At 42.0% G+C, this 17,930-nt stretch carries 16 protein-coding genes and 1 other RNA gene; 6 read left to right on the forward strand and 11 right to left on the reverse strand.

Annotation, left to right across the window (positions count from 1 at the left end):
- Positions 1-129: 129 nt before the first annotated feature.
- The 3 genes from HUS61_RS11720 to HUS61_RS11730 form a co-directional block, all read right to left on the reverse strand.
- A complete protein-coding gene (locus HUS61_RS11720; RefSeq protein ID WP_175082517.1) occupies positions 130-2,808 on the reverse strand; it encodes a M14 family metallopeptidase in 2,679 nt (892 codons plus the stop codon).
- 139 nt (positions 2,809-2,947) lie between these two features.
- The gene (locus HUS61_RS11725) at positions 2,948-5,194 is read right to left on the reverse strand and encodes a S46 family peptidase (RefSeq protein WP_175082518.1); all 2,247 of its coding nucleotides are present in this window, start codon (positions 5,192-5,194) and stop codon (positions 2,948-2,950) included.
- Positions 5,195-5,366: 172 nt separating this feature from the next.
- A complete protein-coding gene (locus HUS61_RS11730) occupies positions 5,367-5,609 on the reverse strand; it encodes a YdcH family protein (protein WP_054561078.1) in 243 nt (80 codons plus the stop codon).
- A gap of 250 nt (positions 5,610-5,859) precedes the next feature.
- Here HUS61_RS11730 and HUS61_RS11735 point away from each other — a divergent pair, with 250 nt between their 5' ends.
- A complete protein-coding gene (locus HUS61_RS11735; protein ID WP_175082519.1) occupies positions 5,860-6,489 on the forward strand; it encodes a response regulator transcription factor in 630 nt (209 codons plus the stop codon).
- Positions 6,476-8,041, forward strand: a complete 1,566-nt coding sequence (locus tag HUS61_RS11740; RefSeq protein WP_175082520.1) for an MASE1 domain-containing protein — start codon at positions 6,476-6,478, stop codon at positions 8,039-8,041. The genes HUS61_RS11735 and HUS61_RS11740 overlap by 14 nt, the downstream gene beginning before the upstream one ends.
- Before the next feature lie 10 nt (positions 8,042-8,051).
- On the opposite strand, the gene HUS61_RS11745 is transcribed toward HUS61_RS11740, so the two are convergent.
- The 3 genes from HUS61_RS11745 to rsmI form a co-directional block, all read right to left on the reverse strand.
- Positions 8,052-8,573: a hypothetical protein gene (locus tag HUS61_RS11745; RefSeq protein ID WP_175082521.1), complete on the reverse strand. Its 522-nt coding sequence runs from the start codon at positions 8,571-8,573 to the stop codon at positions 8,052-8,054.
- Positions 8,574-8,806: 233 nt separating this feature from the next.
- Positions 8,807-9,172: RNase P RNA component class A (gene rnpB / locus HUS61_RS11750), an RNA gene on the reverse strand.
- Positions 9,173-9,214: 42 nt separating this feature from the next.
- The gene (gene rsmI / locus HUS61_RS11755; RefSeq protein ID WP_058585920.1) at positions 9,215-10,072 is read right to left on the reverse strand and encodes a 16S rRNA (cytidine(1402)-2'-O)-methyltransferase; all 858 of its coding nucleotides are present in this window, start codon (positions 10,070-10,072) and stop codon (positions 9,215-9,217) included.
- Between the two features lie 61 nt (positions 10,073-10,133).
- On the opposite strand from rsmI, the gene HUS61_RS11760 reads away from it, so the two are divergent.
- Genes HUS61_RS11760 through dolP form a run of 4 tightly spaced genes read left to right on the forward strand, consistent with a single transcriptional unit; the run spans position 10,134 to position 13,606 of the window.
- A complete protein-coding gene (locus tag HUS61_RS11760) occupies positions 10,134-12,011 on the forward strand; it encodes a penicillin-binding protein activator (protein WP_175082522.1) in 1,878 nt (625 codons plus the stop codon).
- A 37-nt stretch (positions 12,012-12,048) separates the two neighbouring features.
- Positions 12,049-12,420, forward strand: coding sequence for a YraN family protein (locus HUS61_RS11765; protein ID WP_175082523.1), 372 nt, complete (start codon positions 12,049-12,051; stop codon positions 12,418-12,420).
- A 32-nt stretch (positions 12,421-12,452) separates the two neighbouring features.
- Positions 12,453-13,040 carry an SIS domain-containing protein gene (locus HUS61_RS11770; RefSeq protein WP_054561085.1) on the forward strand — a complete coding sequence of 196 codons (588 nt, stop codon included), beginning with the start codon at positions 12,453-12,455 and terminating at the stop codon, positions 13,038-13,040.
- Positions 13,040-13,606, forward strand: a complete 567-nt coding sequence (gene dolP / locus HUS61_RS11775) for a division/outer membrane stress-associated lipid-binding lipoprotein (RefSeq protein WP_054561086.1) — start codon at positions 13,040-13,042, stop codon at positions 13,604-13,606. The genes HUS61_RS11770 and dolP overlap by 1 nt, the downstream gene beginning before the upstream one ends.
- A gap of 65 nt (positions 13,607-13,671) precedes the next feature.
- Here dolP and HUS61_RS11780 read toward each other — a convergent pair whose 3' ends face one another.
- The 5 genes from HUS61_RS11780 to petA form a co-directional block, all read right to left on the reverse strand.
- Positions 13,672-14,112 carry a ClpXP protease specificity-enhancing factor gene (locus HUS61_RS11780; RefSeq protein WP_062566526.1) on the reverse strand — a complete coding sequence of 147 codons (441 nt, stop codon included), beginning with the start codon at positions 14,110-14,112 and terminating at the stop codon, positions 13,672-13,674.
- Positions 14,112-14,738 (reverse strand): stringent starvation protein SspA, encoded by a 627-nt coding sequence (sspA, locus tag HUS61_RS11785; RefSeq protein ID WP_054554181.1) that lies wholly within the window; start codon positions 14,736-14,738, stop codon positions 14,112-14,114. Before sspA ends, HUS61_RS11780 begins: the two co-directional genes overlap by 1 nt.
- A gap of 79 nt (positions 14,739-14,817) precedes the next feature.
- Entirely contained in the window at positions 14,818-15,555 is a 738-nt protein-coding gene (locus HUS61_RS11790; RefSeq protein WP_054554180.1) for a cytochrome c1, read from the reverse strand.
- Complete coding sequence (locus HUS61_RS11795) at positions 15,552-16,817, reverse strand: cytochrome b N-terminal domain-containing protein (RefSeq protein WP_054554179.1); 1,266 nt, start codon at positions 16,815-16,817, stop codon at positions 15,552-15,554. Before HUS61_RS11795 ends, HUS61_RS11790 begins: the two co-directional genes overlap by 4 nt.
- On the reverse strand, positions 16,817-17,407 hold the full coding sequence (gene petA, locus HUS61_RS11800; RefSeq protein ID WP_054554178.1) for a ubiquinol-cytochrome c reductase iron-sulfur subunit: 591 nt from the start codon (positions 17,405-17,407) through the stop codon (positions 16,817-16,819). The genes HUS61_RS11795 and petA overlap by 1 nt, the downstream gene beginning before the upstream one ends.
- Positions 17,408-17,930: the final 523 nt, after the last annotated feature.

Raw genomic sequence — 17,930 nt, forward strand, 5'->3', positions numbered from 1 at the left:
ACTTTACTGCAGAGTGGATCTAGTTATTGTTGAGAAGCTTTTCGATAATTACCGTTTGATTAATGCTGAATCAACTTTGCCCACAAAAAAGCCCGCAACATCGGCGGGCTTTTTAATTAGACTTTAACCTTACTGAGCATGAGCTGCAGCACGGAAAATCGTGTTAGTTAACAGTACATTCATGCCCTCAAGGTAAGCACGGTAGGTTGGTGACTGTGTAAAGCCTATCACCATGCCTTTGCCTTGCGGTTGATGAACAAGCAATGGCTTATACGCAAGCTGTGCTTTATTTTGCTGCCATAGATAACCACTTGCTAGCACATCATCTTTACCTGTAAACCAGGCTAAGTTTTTACCTGAGTTCAGTTTTATTGGCGTGTAAATATCATTACCGTAAGCTACCGCAACAAGGTCTTTATCAACCCCAGCGGTTAACCAATGCTCTTGGTCTACTTCAACATTTGCAAGTACACCAGCTACATAGTCTGGCGATGTATGTGGCTCAATGCTCGCTGCTTTTAAATCATCGCGAGAAGTGAATAACTGCCCTGCCACTTTACTACTTTTATCATCATTGCTACTTGCTTTATCTTCTCGGTAAGCTTGCTCGCGTTTAACATCTAACAAACCGTAATCAGCATTTGTGGTAAAGCGGTTAGCATTACCTAGGGCAATCAACACGCCACCCGCTTCAACCCAGCTTTTTAAATTAGCCGCCCCCGATTTACCGAGTGCTTGCTCGTAATTACCTTCTGGTAAAATAAGCACTTGGTAATCACTTAAATCAGCCCAAGCAAGCATGGGTGTGCGAATAGCGGTTACCGGATAACCAAGCTGTCTTTCGATAACAAAACGAGTGTTACCGGCGCTTAGCTCACGAGTGGCTGCATCCCATGCAATCGCCACTTTAGGTGCAACCATAGGTACTGTTTTGTTACTACCAAAGCTTGGGCCTTCAATCACCCAACTTGAATCAACACCATCAACAATTGCACCAGTTTGCTCGGCAATTTGGCTAATTTTAGTCAGTAAGTCTTTATCGTTTAGACGTTTTTCGATTACTAAGCTACCCGCTGGGTAGTTAGTTTTATCACCTAATACAAATGCTTGATCAGCACTTTTCAGTTTAATGCCAGCTTGCAGTGCTGCTGTTAAAAAGCGTGCTGCGGCCGTATCACCCCAAGCAACAATATAAGCCACAGAGGCTTCTGGATTATTCACTTTACCAAGCAATGTGTCGTCGGCCTGAACCGCTTTGCTATCTGCGCTAACAGCGCGACCACAACTATCGCTATCAACATTAAACATCATCGGCAGCGACCAACCTGTGACATCGTAAATTTCATCACCTAGGTTACGAGCACGACGTCTTTCTTGCTCTTTTACAAATGCTTCAGCCATATCTACTTGGTCTGTAAATGTGGTACGCACAAATACCCCGCGTGGCTGTGCGGTATCAATAAAATAGCTACCCGCTTTATACTTAACGCCACAGGCTTTGAAGTCTTCAGTTGCTTGTTTAACTTCAACACCATGCTCAGCCATTAAGGTTGCGAGTCTATGAGCGCCTTCACGGTTACTTTGCTTAGGTAAGATATAAACACGCTCTTTGCTATCTTTACCCGAATCAATTGCATCAACTTGATATTGATAAAAGTCACCTAGTAGTTTTTCACGTTGGTTGGCAGCCCCTTCGGCGGTCGAAATTGATGCCACAAATTGACGCTTTACAGTATTAAAATAGGAGAGTAGTTCACCGGTATTTTTCTCAAACACGTGGCCACGTGCAGAGCCTACTTCGTAAGTTGATGCTGATGCACCATAAAAAACAGGCCAGCTATCACCGTAGCCTGGGTAAAAGGCATCAAAGATTTCACGGGTAAAGTAATCAAAGCCAAATTCATCAAAATACTTCGCATGATTTTGCCCAATCGCATCCATGTTGGCGATTTGGGTTTTCGTCATATGCGGATTAAATGGCTGAGCAGCCGGTGCAAAGTAGTAAGATTGGTCGCCGCCCATTTCATGAATATCAACCACCACTTGTGGTTTATATTTATTGATTGAAGCCACTCTGCCTTTACTTTCAGGCTGAGTAAGCGCTAACCAATCACGGTTCATATCAAACAAATAATGATTTGTTCGGCCTCTTGGCCATGGCTCATTATGCTCTGCACTTAACCTATCTGCACTGTGCTCAAGACCTACGGTCGCATAATAACGAGTAACAAAACGCTCACGGCCATCAGGATTTTGTAATGGGTCGATAAACACCACGGTGTTATCTAAAATTTTGCTGTTAACGGCATCATTCGGGGCTGCTAATAAGTGGTATGCAGTAAATAATGCAGCATCGGTTGAGCTAATTTCATTACCGTGCACGGCATACTGAAGCCACACAGACGTAGGTAAATTTTTAATTAGCGACTTAGCTTCTTTTTCAGAGGTAATACGCGGATCAGCCAAGGCTTGGGTGTTATTGGCGAGAGTTTCTAATGAGCGAATATGCTCCGCTGTGCCAACCACCGCATAAACCAGTTCACGACCTTCCCAGCTGTTTGCGTACTTAAACACTTTAATACGATCAGGCGCAGCTTGCTCAAGGGCGCTTAAATAACGACGCATATCGTTGTAATTGGTGATGCGCTCACCTACATCGTATCCGAGTACTTGTTTAAATGTTGGTATTTGCTGATTATAAGCCGTACCCGGCCACATTGCTTCGGTATTCGCTGCACTGGCATTAAAGCTTGCCGTTATTGCCACAACACTCACTGAAATGGCTTTTATTATTTGTTTGGCGCTCATTATTTTTCCCAAGTAAAAGTATCTGCTTTGTACATTACAAAAGTATTGAAAATAAACAAATTAAAAACGTTAGATTGGCAAAAATTAAAGACATAAAAAAACCGCAGCGATTGCTGCGGTTATTATTAACATAGCGGAGCTATTTAACTAGGGTCATTTCATCAAGTAGGTAACCTGCGTTATCAACTTCTTCCATTAACCAAAGCATGTATCGAATATCAACGTGAATAGCACGGGTAATTTTGGCGTTAAAGTACCAATCTTTGGTGATTGATTCATAAGTCGAGTCAAAATTAAGACCCACCAATTCACCTTTACCATTCATGACTGGTGAACCTGAATTACCACCTGTGGTATCAGCGCTACTTAAAAAGTTGACTGGTACTGAGTTAACTTCAAGAGGTTTAGCCGCTTGTGGCTCACAACCAAAGCTAAATAAACTACAGCTTACGCCAGGCAAACCTAAGTCACCGCGGTAGTACGCGCCAAACGCTTGCTTTTTGTAAGCTTCAAGTACTTTATCGGTAACAACAAATGGTTTTTCACCTGTGTGTTTAGCCACTAAACCACGTAGTGATGTAAAAGGTGTTTTATACACAGCATCTGCCGCTGGGTAACCATCAACTTGTGCATAGCTTACGCGTAGTGTGCCATTTGCATCTGGGTAAACTGGCTTACCTTTAGCATTATTGAAAGCGATCACGGCTTGCATATACTGCGGGCGAATTTCTGCTAAGCGACCCGCCATTTCTTTTTTATCAGCTTCTTGTGCCATGTTGGTATCGTATAGAGCAACAGCTAACTTTATGAATGGGTCGTTTGATGCTTCAAACTCTGCGACAGATTTACCAATCCAGTTAACACGTGCTTCTACATCTGTAAGCTCTGTATTAGCATAAAAAGAAGCAATAATCGCATCAAGCTCAGCTTGTGTTGTGGTATCTGTAATACCTAAGCCGTCGTTTAATGCCGTAACTTGCGCTGCTTTATCTTGCGCTAAATAGTTACCTAAGTAGCTTAACCATAAGGCTTTATCGACTTCAGGCGTAAACTGTTTTTGTAAACGCTCTAAACGCGCTTTAAGCATAGGAAGATCGCGCTCTTGATAACCCATTTCGCGCTCTGCATTAGGCTTTTCGCTTTCTTTAGCTAAGCGGTATAAACGAATTGCCGTACTTAATAAGTCTGCGCGTTTTGCGTAATCAAAGTAAAAATGGCTTTGTTGCTGTGCGTGCGCTTCTACTAATAATGACTTTAATGCGTGATATGAATCTGCGTAAGCTTTACGCTCAGCACTTTGTGCAAACCAAGCTAAGTATTCTTGTTCTTGCGCAGCTTTAATACCCGGAATATCCGTTACTTTAAAGCCATCTTGTAAGCCTTCCAGTTTCTTTAAACGGTTGTTAGTACTTTTTACACGAGAGGCATATTTAACTTGTGCTTGCTCATCGCCTTCGCTCTGCTTGGCAATTACGTCTAGAGTCATGTTGTAAGTATTAAGCAATGTCGGGTAATACCAACTCGCTGAATAATTTACTTCATCTGCTAGTTTATAGCGGCTAGTGCGACCAGGGTAACCTGCCACCAGCACGCCATCACCTAAGCTTACGCCGCTCGCATTCACTTTTAAGAACGACTTTGGCTCATAAGGTACGTTATCTTCGCTGTAATCTGCAGGCTTACCATCTTTACCAACATAACCACGTACAAAAGTAAAATCGGCCGTGTGACGTGGGTATTCAAAGTTATCGATGTCACCACCAAAGTTACCCAGCGCTTCTGCCGGAGCATACACTAAGCGCACATCTTTGATCATCAGTTGTTTGATCATGAAGTACTCTAGCCCATGGTGGAAATCACGTACCGTACAACGATAGTTAGGATCTGACTCACACTCGCTGATCAAGGCTTTACGGTTTGCTTGAATCGCTTCATAACGCGCTTTGCCATGTAGTTCTGCGGGTAAGTTACCCAATACGCGATCAGTGACATCATCCACTTGTTCGGTTACATACAAACGCTCTTGCGGGCCTGCTGGTAATTCTTTTGACAAGTCAGCTGCTAAAAAGCCTTTTTCAATTAAGTTATTTTCTGGTGTGCTGTTATTTTGAATCGCGCCATAAGCACAGTGATGATTAGTTACCGCTAAGCCTTTTGGTGACACAAATGACGCAGAGCAATAGCCTAAACCAACCACTGCATTGAGTGGATATTGGTTAAGATCTGCCACTTGTGAAGCCGGTAACTCAATACCAACGCGGTCAAACTCGCTTTGTAATTGTTTTAATTGATGCGGTTGCCACTGCCCTTCATCAGCGTGTGCGCTACCTACAGCGACAGCACCCATAAGTGCTAATGAAGTAGTAATAATATTTTTTTTAATCATGTTAATCCCAGTAAGTGCAAAGCACTATTCCATTGTTGCCTTAAAAAATCGCGCTAAGACTACCATAACCTTGATTGAGTAAAGGGATATTGCGATTAAATACGATTGGAGAGTAAAAATAGAGGAGTGAAAAAGCTCCTACCGTTAGCAGGAGCATTATTCGATTCATTTATTAAGCATTGGCTTTTAAAAAGTCATAAAGTTCATCTTTTAGCACGGCGCGTTGATGCTTCTTTTCATGCATGTCCGCATCTTCTATTGGAGAGTCTTGCAACTCAAGAGAGCGAATTTCTTTATCCATATCATCGTAACGTTGCATGGTTTTCTTGAAGTGAGCATCGTGTTTCGCGAGGCTATGGATTAATTCATTAAACTCTGGGAATTCATTCAATAACGAGTGTTTTTCGCCTAGCATGGGCAACTCCTTTAGCTAGAATTTAAGTTCAATTTCACTGTACCACTGCAACATACAGAGTCAACGCAGTAACCTTGTCCGAGATCAATAATCACAACGATTCAGAAAATATAGCGTTTAAACTAGAAATGTTCATAAGCTTTAGTCCCATTAAAATCAGGACACATGAACGCGTATTTAATTAATATAAGAATAATTCCTAGACATAACTTATTGAATTAGAGATATAATAAAAATCTATGGAGGGATTATGCGAATTGGAATCATTGAAGATCATCAACTGGTTAGAGATAGCTTTAAAAAATTATTAGAGCTACAAAACGGGTGGCAAGTTATCATAGAAGCCTGCTCAGTCACTGAGGCAAAACTTGCTGTTAACTTAGAGCAACCGAATGTATTTATTGTTGATATATCAATGCATGACGGTGAAAACGGACTCGCATTTCTTACCTATCTAAACACTCGCTTTCCCGACATAAAAACCATTGTTGCTTCTATGTATGACTACGAGCCTTACGTTAGCAACGCCTTAAAGCTCGGCGCTCAAGGTTATGTTTCTAAACGCTCAGCATCAGAAGCTTTAATTGATGCAGTCAATTCAGTTATTAAAGGAGGGCGCTATATCAGTGAAGATGTGAAATTTAATACCACTTCCCCTGCAAGCAAACTTTCTTTTTTAACACCAAGAGAGAAAGAGGCACTTCCCTTATTTGCCAAAGGGCTAAATGCTAAACAAGTTGCGCAACAACTCGATATGATGCCCAAAACAGCCCACGTACATAAAACGAATATATACAACAAACTTGAAGTCACTAATTCATTTGAATTATTAAAAATTGCTATAGATTCCGGGATGATCACACTTGATGAACTGGCATAAGCTCGTTTCAACAAAGTGTTCTTCACTTAGCTTAATAACTGAAGCATTTAACCAGTTATTGGTGTTTGCGCTTTACTTTTTAGCCTTATATTTATCCTCTTGGGTGAGTAATCATTTAGAAACCGTTGCCCAAAGTAGTGCTATATACCTGCCAGCAGGGGTGAAGCTCGCATTTTTTGTTATTTTTCCAGTGCGATTTTGGCTAATGCTTTGGATTGCTTCTCGACTTTATGCGTCGTATTTAGGTGTCTATTACAGTGGTGAATGGAGCTTTGATTTATTTCACGGTTTCTTTCAAGAATTAACCTATATGGCTATCGTCTACAGCTTTAAGAAAAGCCGCTGGCCACCAAAAATCACCTCTAATTCCGGGGCTTTGTCGTTAATTCTACTTGCCGCTTTTTCAGCTTCTTTTAAATGGTTTTTGTTTTCGAGCGCCTTTGAATTCACAACCTGGTTAGAAGGTAAGCAAGTATTACAATATCAACTTAATATGACATTAGGCGACTTGACGGGAACATTATTAGTGGCCCCAGCATTATTGTTAATTAGCCAAAGCTACAGCCTTATGCCCTCTCGTCATCATGCTGTTATTTTACTAAGCTTATTAGCTCTGGCATCTATTTACATTGTTAGTTACCTAGGCCACTCAGATCTTTACCCTTTGCTACGCCTTTGCTCACTTCTACCGGTAATTTGGTTCTCTTATAAGTTTGGTATTAAAGGAGCAATAGCAAGTGCCTTGGTAAGTAATACGCTGATCGTTGCACAAGCAGGCCTCACCCAAGATGCGACCAATACTTACATTAGCCAATTATTTATCCTAGCCAATTCAGTAACAGGGTTACTGGTAGGGACCGCCACTAACGAGTTAAAGATCAAAAATAATCAACTACAAGCCAGTAACGAAAAACTCACGGCGCTGCTTGAGAAAAATAAACAGCTCGCTAAACGCATGGTAACTGTGCAAGAAAATGAGCGAAAGTATTTGTCTCAAGAACTTCATGACGAATTAGGCCAAAATCTAACAGCACTTAAAACTGACCTGACGGTACTTTCGATAGCGCAACGAAATAATGAAAATACCCTCGTTGAAGGCCTAAAAGAAAATGCAAAGGCGATGTATGACTCTGTTTATCAAATTATGCATCACTTAAGACCTAGAGAGCTTGATGAACTTGGGCTAGAGCAAGCTCTTAAAGAAGGACGCTTTAACTCTCTGCTAAGTAAAGCATCAATCAAATACGTAGCTGAAATAAACTTAAGTTCAGCAATATCAGATGAACATCAAACAGCTATTTACAGAATTTGCCAAGAAGCAGTCACAAACTGCATCAAGCACAGTACAGCCACAGAGCTAAGGCTCAGGTTGTTGGCTCACGAACAGTATATACGCCTTACTATTATGGATAATGGAAAAACCAAGACCACACTGCAAGAGTCTGGTGGCTTCGGGTTATCATTTATTGAAGAGCGGGTTATTGCTCTTGGCGGTACATGTACGGTTACTGAAATAGATGGATTTAAAATTGAAGTATACTTTGATATTTGAATACAACTAGTTACCTTAAATAAACCTGCTTGGTAAGATATTTTTTCTTAATATTCGCAAGCTGTATTTCTGCTTGATTGCCTATAAGCTGTAACAACAAGCCATGCGCTATTTCCCTTTCGCCCAACTTCGATTTAACAACAACTTCTTTACCAATTGCACCTTGCAACCTCGGTTTAGGAAAACTCGCTTTAGTAACAGGTTTAAGCCCCTCGTTTTCAATAAACAAATTTAGACAATGCTGCTTAGCGGCACTGATCCAGTCATCATGGGATTTAACAATATCAACGTTATTTAGAAAGTGTATCAAAGCGCTATTTCGACTACTAAATTCGCTCGAAACATCAGCCATATTTTTAACTTGCGCCCATTTTCGAATAACAACATATTTGTCTTGCTTGAGCCTTGCTAAACTCGTCGATGCCCCCGTCATTCGGCTATACCATTCAATTCTGTAGCAAGAAGAGCCCAAGCTGTGAAGGAGAATAGTCGTATTGCCAAATTCCTTAGTACTTCCTTCAATAACACTCATTTTTAATCCTTTAAGTATAAGTAAACTAGATTTAAAGGATATATAGAACAAGCCGTTATGGTAATGAGTGACTTTCTTAGCGAGGCTAAGAAAAATTCCTAGTTTGCAAATAATAACCAAACAACTTAAGAGTATCCTCACGAGAATAAATAGGAAAACCTGGATGTTGAGCACAGTAGATTTTCATCAAGAAAGCAAAAAGCCCACAGTTTTCACTGTGGGCTTTCTTTAATTTGGTGAGTCAGCCAATAAGCCGGGTTCTGTCGTGGATAATCATTCGTCTAGGCCATAAATTGCTCTATGGCTCAAGCAACCTACCCGGTTCTCACGTGGGCCACGCGTTCATTATTTAAAATGATAGAACCCTATTTGGTCTTGCTCCGGGTGGAGTTTACCTTGCAACCAACTGTTACCAGTGGCCCGGTGCGCTCTTACCGCACCCTTTCACCCTTACCAACCAAAGTTGGCGGTCTCCTCTCTGCTGCACTTGTCGTAGGCTCGCGCCCCCCAGCCGTTAGCTGGCACCCTGCCCTGTGGAGCCCGGACTTTCCTCCCCCTGCGCATTTTCGTTGCAGGCAGCGATTATCTCGGCTGACTCGGCGCGCAGTATACCTGAGCGCGCACGTCTATGCAGTAAAGAATTAGTCTTTTTCGTCAATAATTGCTTTATAAAGTGCGTTTTTCTTCAAACCAAAATACTCAGCCACAACACCACAGGCTTTTTTCAGTGGCATCTCAGCTTCAAGTAAACCGAGCATGCGGCGCGCATCTTCTGGAATATCGTCACTTTGCTTTGCTTTACCCGGTAGCATCAGTACGATTTCACCACGCTGCTTAGTGGGATCATCCGTTAAAAACTGTTTTAACTCGGCAACCGTGCCATTGAAAAAGGTTTCGAAAGTTTTGGTAAGTTCTTTGGCAAACACTACTGGCTGCTCTGCACCGAGTGCTGCTTCTAAATCATCAAGGCTCGCCATAATACGGTGGGTACTTTCATACATGATGCTAGTAATACCTGAGTTTACCGCTTCGATAAAAAAGCTCTGCCTTGCTTTACTCTTTGCTGGTGTAAAACCAATAAACTGAAAACGATCTGTTGGTAAACCAGAACAACATACAGCGGTAATTGCAGCACATGCTCCGGGTACTGGCGTAACATGCGCGCCTTGTTCACGACATAAATTGACCACCGCATAACCTGGGTCGCTAATAAGTGGCGTGCCGGCGTCAGATACCAGCGCAATGTTCATTCCTTGCTCTAACCAATCTACAATTTGTTGCGCTTTTTGTTTCTCGTTATGGTCATGCAGAGCAAAGGTTTTTGCTTTGATATTAAAGTGGCTTAACAACTTTCCTGTATGACGAGTATCTTCAGCGGCTATTAAGTCAACCTCAGATAGGGTTTGGATGGCACGCTGGCTGATGTCATCAAAGTTACCAATAGGCGTGGCAACAATGTAAAGAGTGCCGATTTTATCTGAATTGTCCTCATTTAACATTGAGGTCTCCTGCGTCAGTCAGTAATATAAGCAAATCGCGTTAACGTATCGGGAAATCATTGTGCGACTTAAACTTGTTAGTCTATTAATTGTATTGTCAGGGTTATCGGCTTGTAGCACAACCGAAAAACCTCGAAATAGTGCAGAAAATCAATCGAGCCAATCGAGTATTGCGCTATCACAGCTAACCGACGCACAATCTATGTACCAAGCGGCGCTTAACCGTCAAGGTGCCGATAAAATCCAGCTTTTATATACTGCACGTGATGCGGCTATCAGCGAAGAGCGCTGGGCACTGCTAGAAAAAATCTGCCTCGAACTTGAAGCAACCCCAAGTGTCGACCAAATTCAAAACAAACTTTACATTGCCCTTGCGCAAGAGCATCAAGGCAAAAGCGACTTAGCTTTAGCTCAGTTACAACAACTAGAGCCACAATTGAGCCAACCTGAGCATCAAGCTTGGCACCAATACTTGACCGCGCGCGTTTATGCCTCGCAAGGTATGCCAAAACAAGCGATGCCTTTTTTCTTTAAAGCATCAACACTTAGCAGCGAAAATAACTTTACCGTTGCCAATTTAAACAAAGATTTATGGCAAAACCTAACTCAGCTTTCATCGTACGCACTTGAGCGCTTTAACCGAGGCTCTGTGGTGCAACAAGGTTGGGTTAATTTAGCTCTTTATCATCAAGTGTATTTAGGTGCGCCTGTAGAACTTCACCAAGCAATGAATAACTGGCTGCGTCGCTACCCGGGTCACCCAGCCGCTGAAGTGCTGCCAAAAAAAGTGACTGAGCTAGTAGAAATTGAACCTCTAAATGTGAACCGTTTAGCGGTGCTTATTCCACAATCAGGTGCTAATGAGCGATTAGGTGATGCCTTAAAAGCCGGTGTGCTTGCGGCCTTAGATGGACAGTCATTAGAGCAAACCCTATTTATTGATGAATCACTATCAGCTGCAGAGATCTCACTCAAGCTAAGCGAATTTAATGCTGATTTTGTTATTGGCCCACTACTAAAAAGCAATATCGAAAAGCTTACTAGCGCACAAACACTGGTTGATTACCCGGTAATGCATTTAAACACCTTTGATGGTGAGCGCATTTCACAGCAGCACTTTTTCTTTGCACTAAGCCCTGAGCATGAAGTTCAGCAAGCATTAGAGCGATTTTTAACAGCAGGCTATCAAAAGCCGATGTTGCTAGCCCCTAATAATAGTAACGGTCAGCGTTTAGTTGAACACTTTAATACGCAGTGGCAACGATACAGCGAAGTTAAACCACAAATAGGGCTATACTCTGGTAAAGACGATATGCCGAAAACCATCACTGGCTTACTTGAAGTAGACCAAAGTAAAGAGCGTATTAAAGTCGTCAAATCATTATTCAAGCAAGAAGTAGAAAGTGAAACCCGCTCACGCAGCGACATTGACGTGATTTATATTTTAGGTGATGCCACCGAAACACGCTTAATCAAGCCTTATTTAGACGTTAATGTGAGTACCTTCGCAGATAGAATCCCGCTTTATGCCAGCTCAAAAAGCCACAGTAAACAAATTGATAGAACCGATAAAGGCGACTTAGATGGCCTTTATTTTACGGAACTACCTTGGATGCTTGACGGTCAAATTCAGCAACACAATTTACGCCAACAGTACGAAAGCTTATGGCCAGAAAACGCTGATATAAGCCAGCGCTTATTTGCCATGGCGTTCGATGCAGCCAGTATGCTCGGTGATGTAAAACAACTGAGTATGGTACAAGGCAAACGCTTTAGTGGTATCAGTGGTCAATTAAGCATTGCTAGTAATGGCTATGTTACACGCACCCTAGATTGGGCACAGTACAAGAATAAGAAAATCATTGCGGTTGATTTAGCGACTGAGCAACCAATCCCGCTATTTATGCAATCTGCTATTGGGATCAATGCCGCTGAATAACCTTTTTTAAACGTAGAATTAGCTCAAGGATGAAGCTATGTCGTGGTTTAATCAATTGTGGCAAAATAGCCGCGAGAAAGGCCTGTATTACGAACATCAGGCAGAACAGTATTTAATACAGCATGGCTTAAAAGCCATTGAGCGCAATTACTTATGCAAGTACGGCGAGCTCGATTTAATAATGCGTGACGGGCAAACACTGGTATTTGTAGAGGTAAAGTTTAGAAAAAATGCCCTGCGTGGTGGTGCAAACTATGCGCTCAGCAAACAAAAGCAGCAACGATTACGGCGCACAATTAGCCATTATCTTGCCGAGAAAAAGATCTCACACCAGGCAATGCGGATAGATTATGTCGCTATAACAGGTGAGCTTAACAGCACCCTAAACTGGTTTAAAAATGTTTACTAACGCCGTTTGGCGTCGGCTTAATTTGGTAGGTTATGCAAGAAACGATAAAAAAAATCTTTACCGAAAATATTCAAGTTCAAATAGCGGCAGGTGAAGTACTGCCAAGCGCACTTGAATCGGCAGCGTTCACCATTGCACAAAGTCTTATTAACGGCAATAAACTGCTGTGTTGTGGCACTCCTAGCTGCCACATGTTGGCACAGCATATGGCTGGGCTGTTAATTAACTTTTATGAAACCGAGCGCCCATGCCTACCCGCAGTTGCGCTTGCACAAGATCAAGTTAACTTAGGCTCAGCCGCAAATAATGATGAGCACGAAACCTTTGCACGACAAATTCGTGCATTTGCACAGCAAGGCGACCTTTTATTAGCAATTGCTGTCAATGGTAATGAAAAGCAGATTATCTCAGCCGTTGAAGCGGCACTGACCCGTGATATGAAAGTAATTGTGCTTGTTGGTGATGACGGCGGTGAATTAGTTGGCTTACTTGGCCCAAATGATGTTGAAATTCGTGTTCCATCCAAACGCCCAAGCCGTATTGTTGAGTCACACTTAGTGAATTTACACTGCCTCAGTGAGCTTATCGATTTAACCTTATTCCCACAGGAAGAAAATTAATGTTTAAACAGTCTTTACTAGTATTTGGTACCGTTTTATTGCTGCAAGGCTGTGCAGCTGCCGTTGTCGCCGGTACTGCAGGCGCTGTAACTGCTGCGAATGATCGCCGCACGATTGGTTCACAAATCGACGATAACAATATCGAAATCAAAAGTTCTATTGCTATCAGCGAAAATGAGCGCCTACATAAATTTGCCAACGTTAACGTCATTAGCGTTAATGGTATTGTGCTTATGATTGGCCAAGTTGCCAATGCAGAAATGAAAGACGAAGCACAACGCGCTATTGAAGGCGTTGATGGCATTCGTAAAATCCACAACCAAATTCGCATTGGTTCAAATATTGGTATGAGTACGCAAACGCACGACTCTTGGTTAACTTCTAAAGTGAAAACGCAATTGCTCACCACAGAAAGCATCAGCAGCAATAACATCAAAGTAGTAACAGAGAATGGCGAAGTCTTTTTAATGGGCTTAGTGAGCGATTCTGAAGCGAATTTGGCGGTTGATGTAGCACGTAACGTATCAGGCGTTGAACGTGTTATTAAAGTGTTTGAATATCTGTAACGCTAAACAGTTAATTAATAATAAAAAACCCGCTTAATAGCGGGTTTTCTTTTGTCTGACTAAGGTTACTTAATCACTCGTAAGTGAGCACCTTTTTTCTTCTCTGGTTTAGCAGGTGGTTCATCATCTGGCGTAATCTCGTCAGGTGTTTCAACACTTTCTAATACCGGAGCAAAATCGTCTTCGTCCTCGATGAATTCTTCTGCAGTAAATACAGTCCCTTCACCATTCTCACGTGCATAAATTGCGAGCACAGCACCCATAGGTACGTACACTTGCATTGGTTGACCACCAAAGCGCGCATTAAAGCTCAGCTGTTGGTTGTCCATTGCAAATTGCGTTACCGCTGATGGGCTAATGTTCAAAACGATCTGGCCGTCTTGCACAAACTGTGTTGGTACTTGTACAGCAGGAAAATCAGCGTTAACCACTAAGTGTGGTGTGCACTGATTATCAACAATCCAATCAAAGAAAGCGCGTAGTAAATAAGGACGATTAGGCGTCATTATAAACGGATCTCACGCTCTGCTTCAGTTAGTGAAGCTTGAAATGATTCACGCTCAAATAAACGCAACATGTATTCTTTAAGCTCTTTCGCACCTGCACCATTAAGCTCAATGCCAAGTTCAGGTAAACGCCAAAGTAGTGGTGCTAAGTAACAATCAACTAAGCTGAACTCTTCACTCATGAAGTAAGGTGCTTCAGAGAAGATTGGTGCAATTGCAAGTAACGCTTCTGTAAGCTCTTTACGTGCTTGCGCAGCTTCGCTGCTACCGCTAGTGATTTTGTTAGCTAGGCTATACCAATCCGTGTCGATACGATGCATCATCAGACGACTACGGCCACGCATAACCGGATAAACTGGCATTAGTGGAGGATGAGGGAAACGTTCATCAAGGTATTCCATGATGATGTTTGCCTGATATAAACCAAGCTCACGATCGATCAGTGTTGGTACTGTACCGTAAGGGTTAATCTCATGAAGTGCTTCTGGCAGGTTATCCTTTTCAGCCAGGTGAATGTCAACACTTACACCTTTTTCAGCAAGTACGATACGTACTTGATGGCTATACATACAGTTAGCACCAGAAAACAGGGTCATTACAGGGCGCTTATTGGCAGCTACGGCCATGCCTACCTCCATTATATTACAAAAACAGCAATAGGGGCTTAAGCCCCTATCACAAAACTACCTTTCAAAATGCCCAGGATTAGTGAACATCTCTCCAGTATTCTTTCTTCAGCATGAATGCCAAGATAAATAGAATCACTAGGAAACCAATTACCTTTAGACCTAACGCTTCTGACTCTAAACGTGACGGCTCGCCAACGTAAGCTAAGAAGTTAGTTAAGTCACGAGCAGCACGATCGTACTCGTCAACACTCATTTCACCAGAACCATCTGTTTCAACGCCAACAACTTTAGTCACAGTGTGACCATGTTCTTCCACTTCTTCAGTGATTGGTGTTGGTAAACCTTGTAGTTCTTGAAGAACGTGTGGCATACCTACCGATGGGAAAACAACGTTGTTTACGCCAAACGGACGAGACTCGTCTTTATAGAATGACTTCAGATAAGTGTAGATCCAGTCAGTACCACGAACTCGCGCAACAAGCGTAAGATCCGGTGGCGCTGCGCCAAACCATTTAGCTGCGTCATCTTTATCAATCGCATTTTTGATGTGGCTACCTACTTTTGAGCCATCAAAAATTAATTGCTCTTGACCAATCTCAGTAGGAATACCGATATCGCGGAATGTACGCTCATAACGTTGATACTGCATTTGGTGACAACCAAGACAGTAGTTCATGAACAATTTAGCACCGCGCTGTAAAGATGCGTTATCTTTAAGGTCAATGTTCGCATCCATTAAAGGAACCGAAGGACCTGCTGCCATTGTCAACGATGGCAACAATGCGAATAAACCGATAATTAGCTTTTTCATCATTTCGTCAACCTCGTTGGTAATGGCTTAGTTTTCTCATTCTTGCTGTAAACAAATAACAATACGAAGAACATGAAGTATGTCACAGTCGTGATTTGTGATAACAGCGTTTTGAAATCAGTTTGTGGTGTAGCACCAACCCAACCCAAGATAACGAAAGTTACCACGAATTGTGCGATGTTTAACTTGTGTAAACCACAACGATAACGAATAGAGCGAACCGAACCACGGTCAATCCAAGGTAGTAACGCAAGCACTACGATAGATGCACCCATCGCCACAACACCCATTAACTTGTTAGGGATTGCACGTAGGATTGCGTAGAATGGCGTAAAGTACCAAACTGGGAAAATATGCTCTGGTGTTTTCAGCGGGTTAGCTGCTTCGAAGTTTGGCGCTTCTAGGAAGAAACCATTCATCGCAGGCATAAAGAATACAACCCAACAGAATAAGATTAAGAAACCAACCACACCCACAATATCTTTTACTGTGTAGTAAGGGTGGAACGGGATTGCATCAACAATGTCTTTCTTGTTGGTGTAATACTCGTGGAATTTGAATTTAGGTTTATCTTCTTCAGCTACAGTGCCTTTCTTACGCTTAATTTCAACACCATCTGGGTTGTTTGAACCCACTTCGTGTAGTGCAACAATGTGTAAGAATACTAAGATAACGATTACTAAAGGTAATGCAATTACGTGTAGTGCAAAGAAGCGGTTAAGCGTAGCACCAGAAATTACGTAGTCACCACGGATCCAAAGCGTTAAATCATCACCAATAACCGGAATCGCACCGAATAGTGAAATGATTACCTGTGCACCCCAGAAAGACATTTGTCCCCACGGTAGTAAGTAACCCATAAAAGCTTCAGCCATAAGCGCTAAGAAGATGAACATACCGAATAACCACAGTAATTCACGTGGTTTTTGGTAAGAACCGTAGATCATGCCACGGAACATGTGCAGGTATACAACGATAAAGAACGCTGATGCACCTGTTGAGTGAAGGTAACGAAGTAACCAACCGTATTCAACATCACGCATGATGTATTCTACAGATGCGAAAGCACCTTCAGCAGACGGTACGAAGTTCATTGTTAACCAGATACCAGTTACGATTTGGTTAACAAGTACTAACATGGCTAAAGAGCCAAAGAAGTACCAGAAGTTAAAGTTTTTTGGTGCTGGATACTGTGCAATATGCATGTTCCAAACACGTGTCATTGGAATACGATCGTCGATCCAACCAATAATTTTACCAAACATTACGCCACTCCTTTTTCTTCACCGACTAGAATAGTCGTGTCATCAAGGAAGGTATACGGAGGAATTTCTAGATTTAATGGTGCAGGTACAGATTGGAATACACGACCAGCCATATCAAATTTAGAACCGTGACACGGACAGAAGAAACCGTCGTCTGTGCCCTCTACTTTCTCACCAAAGCCACCTTGTAGGAAGCTAGGAGAACAACCTAAGTGCGTACAAATACCAACAGCAACAAAAATTTCAGGACGTTGCGAACGATATTCATTGGTTGATGATTCAGGTTGTTGAGGCTCTTCAGACGCAGGATCACGAAGTTGACCTTCATGTTCTTTCATCTGTTCAAGCATTCTTGGTGTACGATTAATAACCCAAACAGGTTTTCCTCGCCACTCAACACGTATTAATTGTCCTGGCTCAAGCTTGCTGATATCTACTTCTACAGGCGCACCCGCAGATTTAGCTCGCTCACTTGGATTCCAAGACGCAATAAAAGGAACAGCAGCCCCAGCCGCACCAACACCACCAACAACAGAGGTAGCTATGGTTAAAAAGCGACGTCGGCCATTGTCTACAGGCGCATTGCTCATCCACTTATCTCCACTATGATTCCCAACACTTGCCATATTGAGAACATCAGTTACAGCAGGTTAATTTTTAGAAATTTCAAAATAGACGCGATCATAATTAAAACCCTTGATTAAAACAAGGTTATTCACAGTCTCATGCTCGAATAAACCCTATTTAATGAATTATTAATTTAGGTTAGCTCGAGTATGAAGCCGCTGGTTATGATAACGCATATAAAAAAACAATATACTGACCAAGATCAACCTCACTAAGAGGAAACAGAATTCTGCATTAGCTGTTGTTGAACTCACTCACATTACTTGCCCCCCAATTGTAGCAAAAAATTTCATCAATTAACTGATGGATTTAAGCTAATTTTGCTAAATCTTGAAGTTTTTTTACTGTTATACGTACTAATTATTAACAGTGGTTAAATATCGAACGAAAAAAGGTAGGGTTTTGCGCTTCAGCTATCAGCTATCAGCTATCAGCTATCAGCTATCAGCTATCAGCTATCAGCTATCAGCTATCAGCTATCAGCTA

This window comes from Pseudoalteromonas sp. 0802, assembly GCF_013350085.1.
Classification (GTDB): Bacteria; Pseudomonadota; Gammaproteobacteria; order Enterobacterales; family Alteromonadaceae; genus Pseudoalteromonas.

Excerpts from the sequence above, each read along its gene's own strand:
- HUS61_RS11720 (WP_175082517.1), bottom strand. The coding sequence starts at position 2,808 with ATGAGCGCCAAACAAATAATAAAAGCCATTTCAGTGAGTGTTGTGGCA.
- HUS61_RS11725 (WP_175082518.1), bottom strand. The coding sequence starts at position 5,194 with ATGATTAAAAAAAATATTATTACTACTTCATTAGCACTTATGGGTGCT.
- HUS61_RS11730 (WP_054561078.1), bottom strand. The coding sequence starts at position 5,609 with ATGCTAGGCGAAAAACACTCGTTATTGAATGAATTCCCAGAGTTTAAT.
- HUS61_RS11735 (WP_175082519.1), top strand. The coding sequence starts at position 5,860 with ATGCGAATTGGAATCATTGAAGATCATCAACTGGTTAGAGATAGCTTT.
- HUS61_RS11740 (WP_175082520.1), top strand. The coding sequence starts at position 6,476 with ATGAACTGGCATAAGCTCGTTTCAACAAAGTGTTCTTCACTTAGCTTA.
- HUS61_RS11745 (WP_175082521.1), bottom strand. The coding sequence starts at position 8,573 with ATGAGTGTTATTGAAGGAAGTACTAAGGAATTTGGCAATACGACTATT.
- rsmI (WP_058585920.1), bottom strand. The coding sequence starts at position 10,072 with ATGTTAAATGAGGACAATTCAGATAAAATCGGCACTCTTTACATTGTT.
- HUS61_RS11765 (WP_175082523.1), top strand. The coding sequence starts at position 12,049 with ATGTCGTGGTTTAATCAATTGTGGCAAAATAGCCGCGAGAAAGGCCTG.
- HUS61_RS11770 (WP_054561085.1), top strand. The coding sequence starts at position 12,453 with ATGCAAGAAACGATAAAAAAAATCTTTACCGAAAATATTCAAGTTCAA.
- dolP (WP_054561086.1), top strand. The coding sequence starts at position 13,040 with ATGTTTAAACAGTCTTTACTAGTATTTGGTACCGTTTTATTGCTGCAA.
- HUS61_RS11780 (WP_062566526.1), bottom strand. The coding sequence starts at position 14,112 with ATGACGCCTAATCGTCCTTATTTACTACGCGCTTTCTTTGATTGGATT.
- sspA (WP_054554181.1), bottom strand. The coding sequence starts at position 14,738 with ATGGCCGTAGCTGCCAATAAGCGCCCTGTAATGACCCTGTTTTCTGGT.
- HUS61_RS11790 (WP_054554180.1), bottom strand. The coding sequence starts at position 15,555 with ATGATGAAAAAGCTAATTATCGGTTTATTCGCATTGTTGCCATCGTTG.
- HUS61_RS11795 (WP_054554179.1), bottom strand. The coding sequence starts at position 16,817 with ATGTTTGGTAAAATTATTGGTTGGATCGACGATCGTATTCCAATGACA.
- petA (WP_054554178.1), bottom strand. The coding sequence starts at position 17,407 with ATGAGCAATGCGCCTGTAGACAATGGCCGACGTCGCTTTTTAACCATA.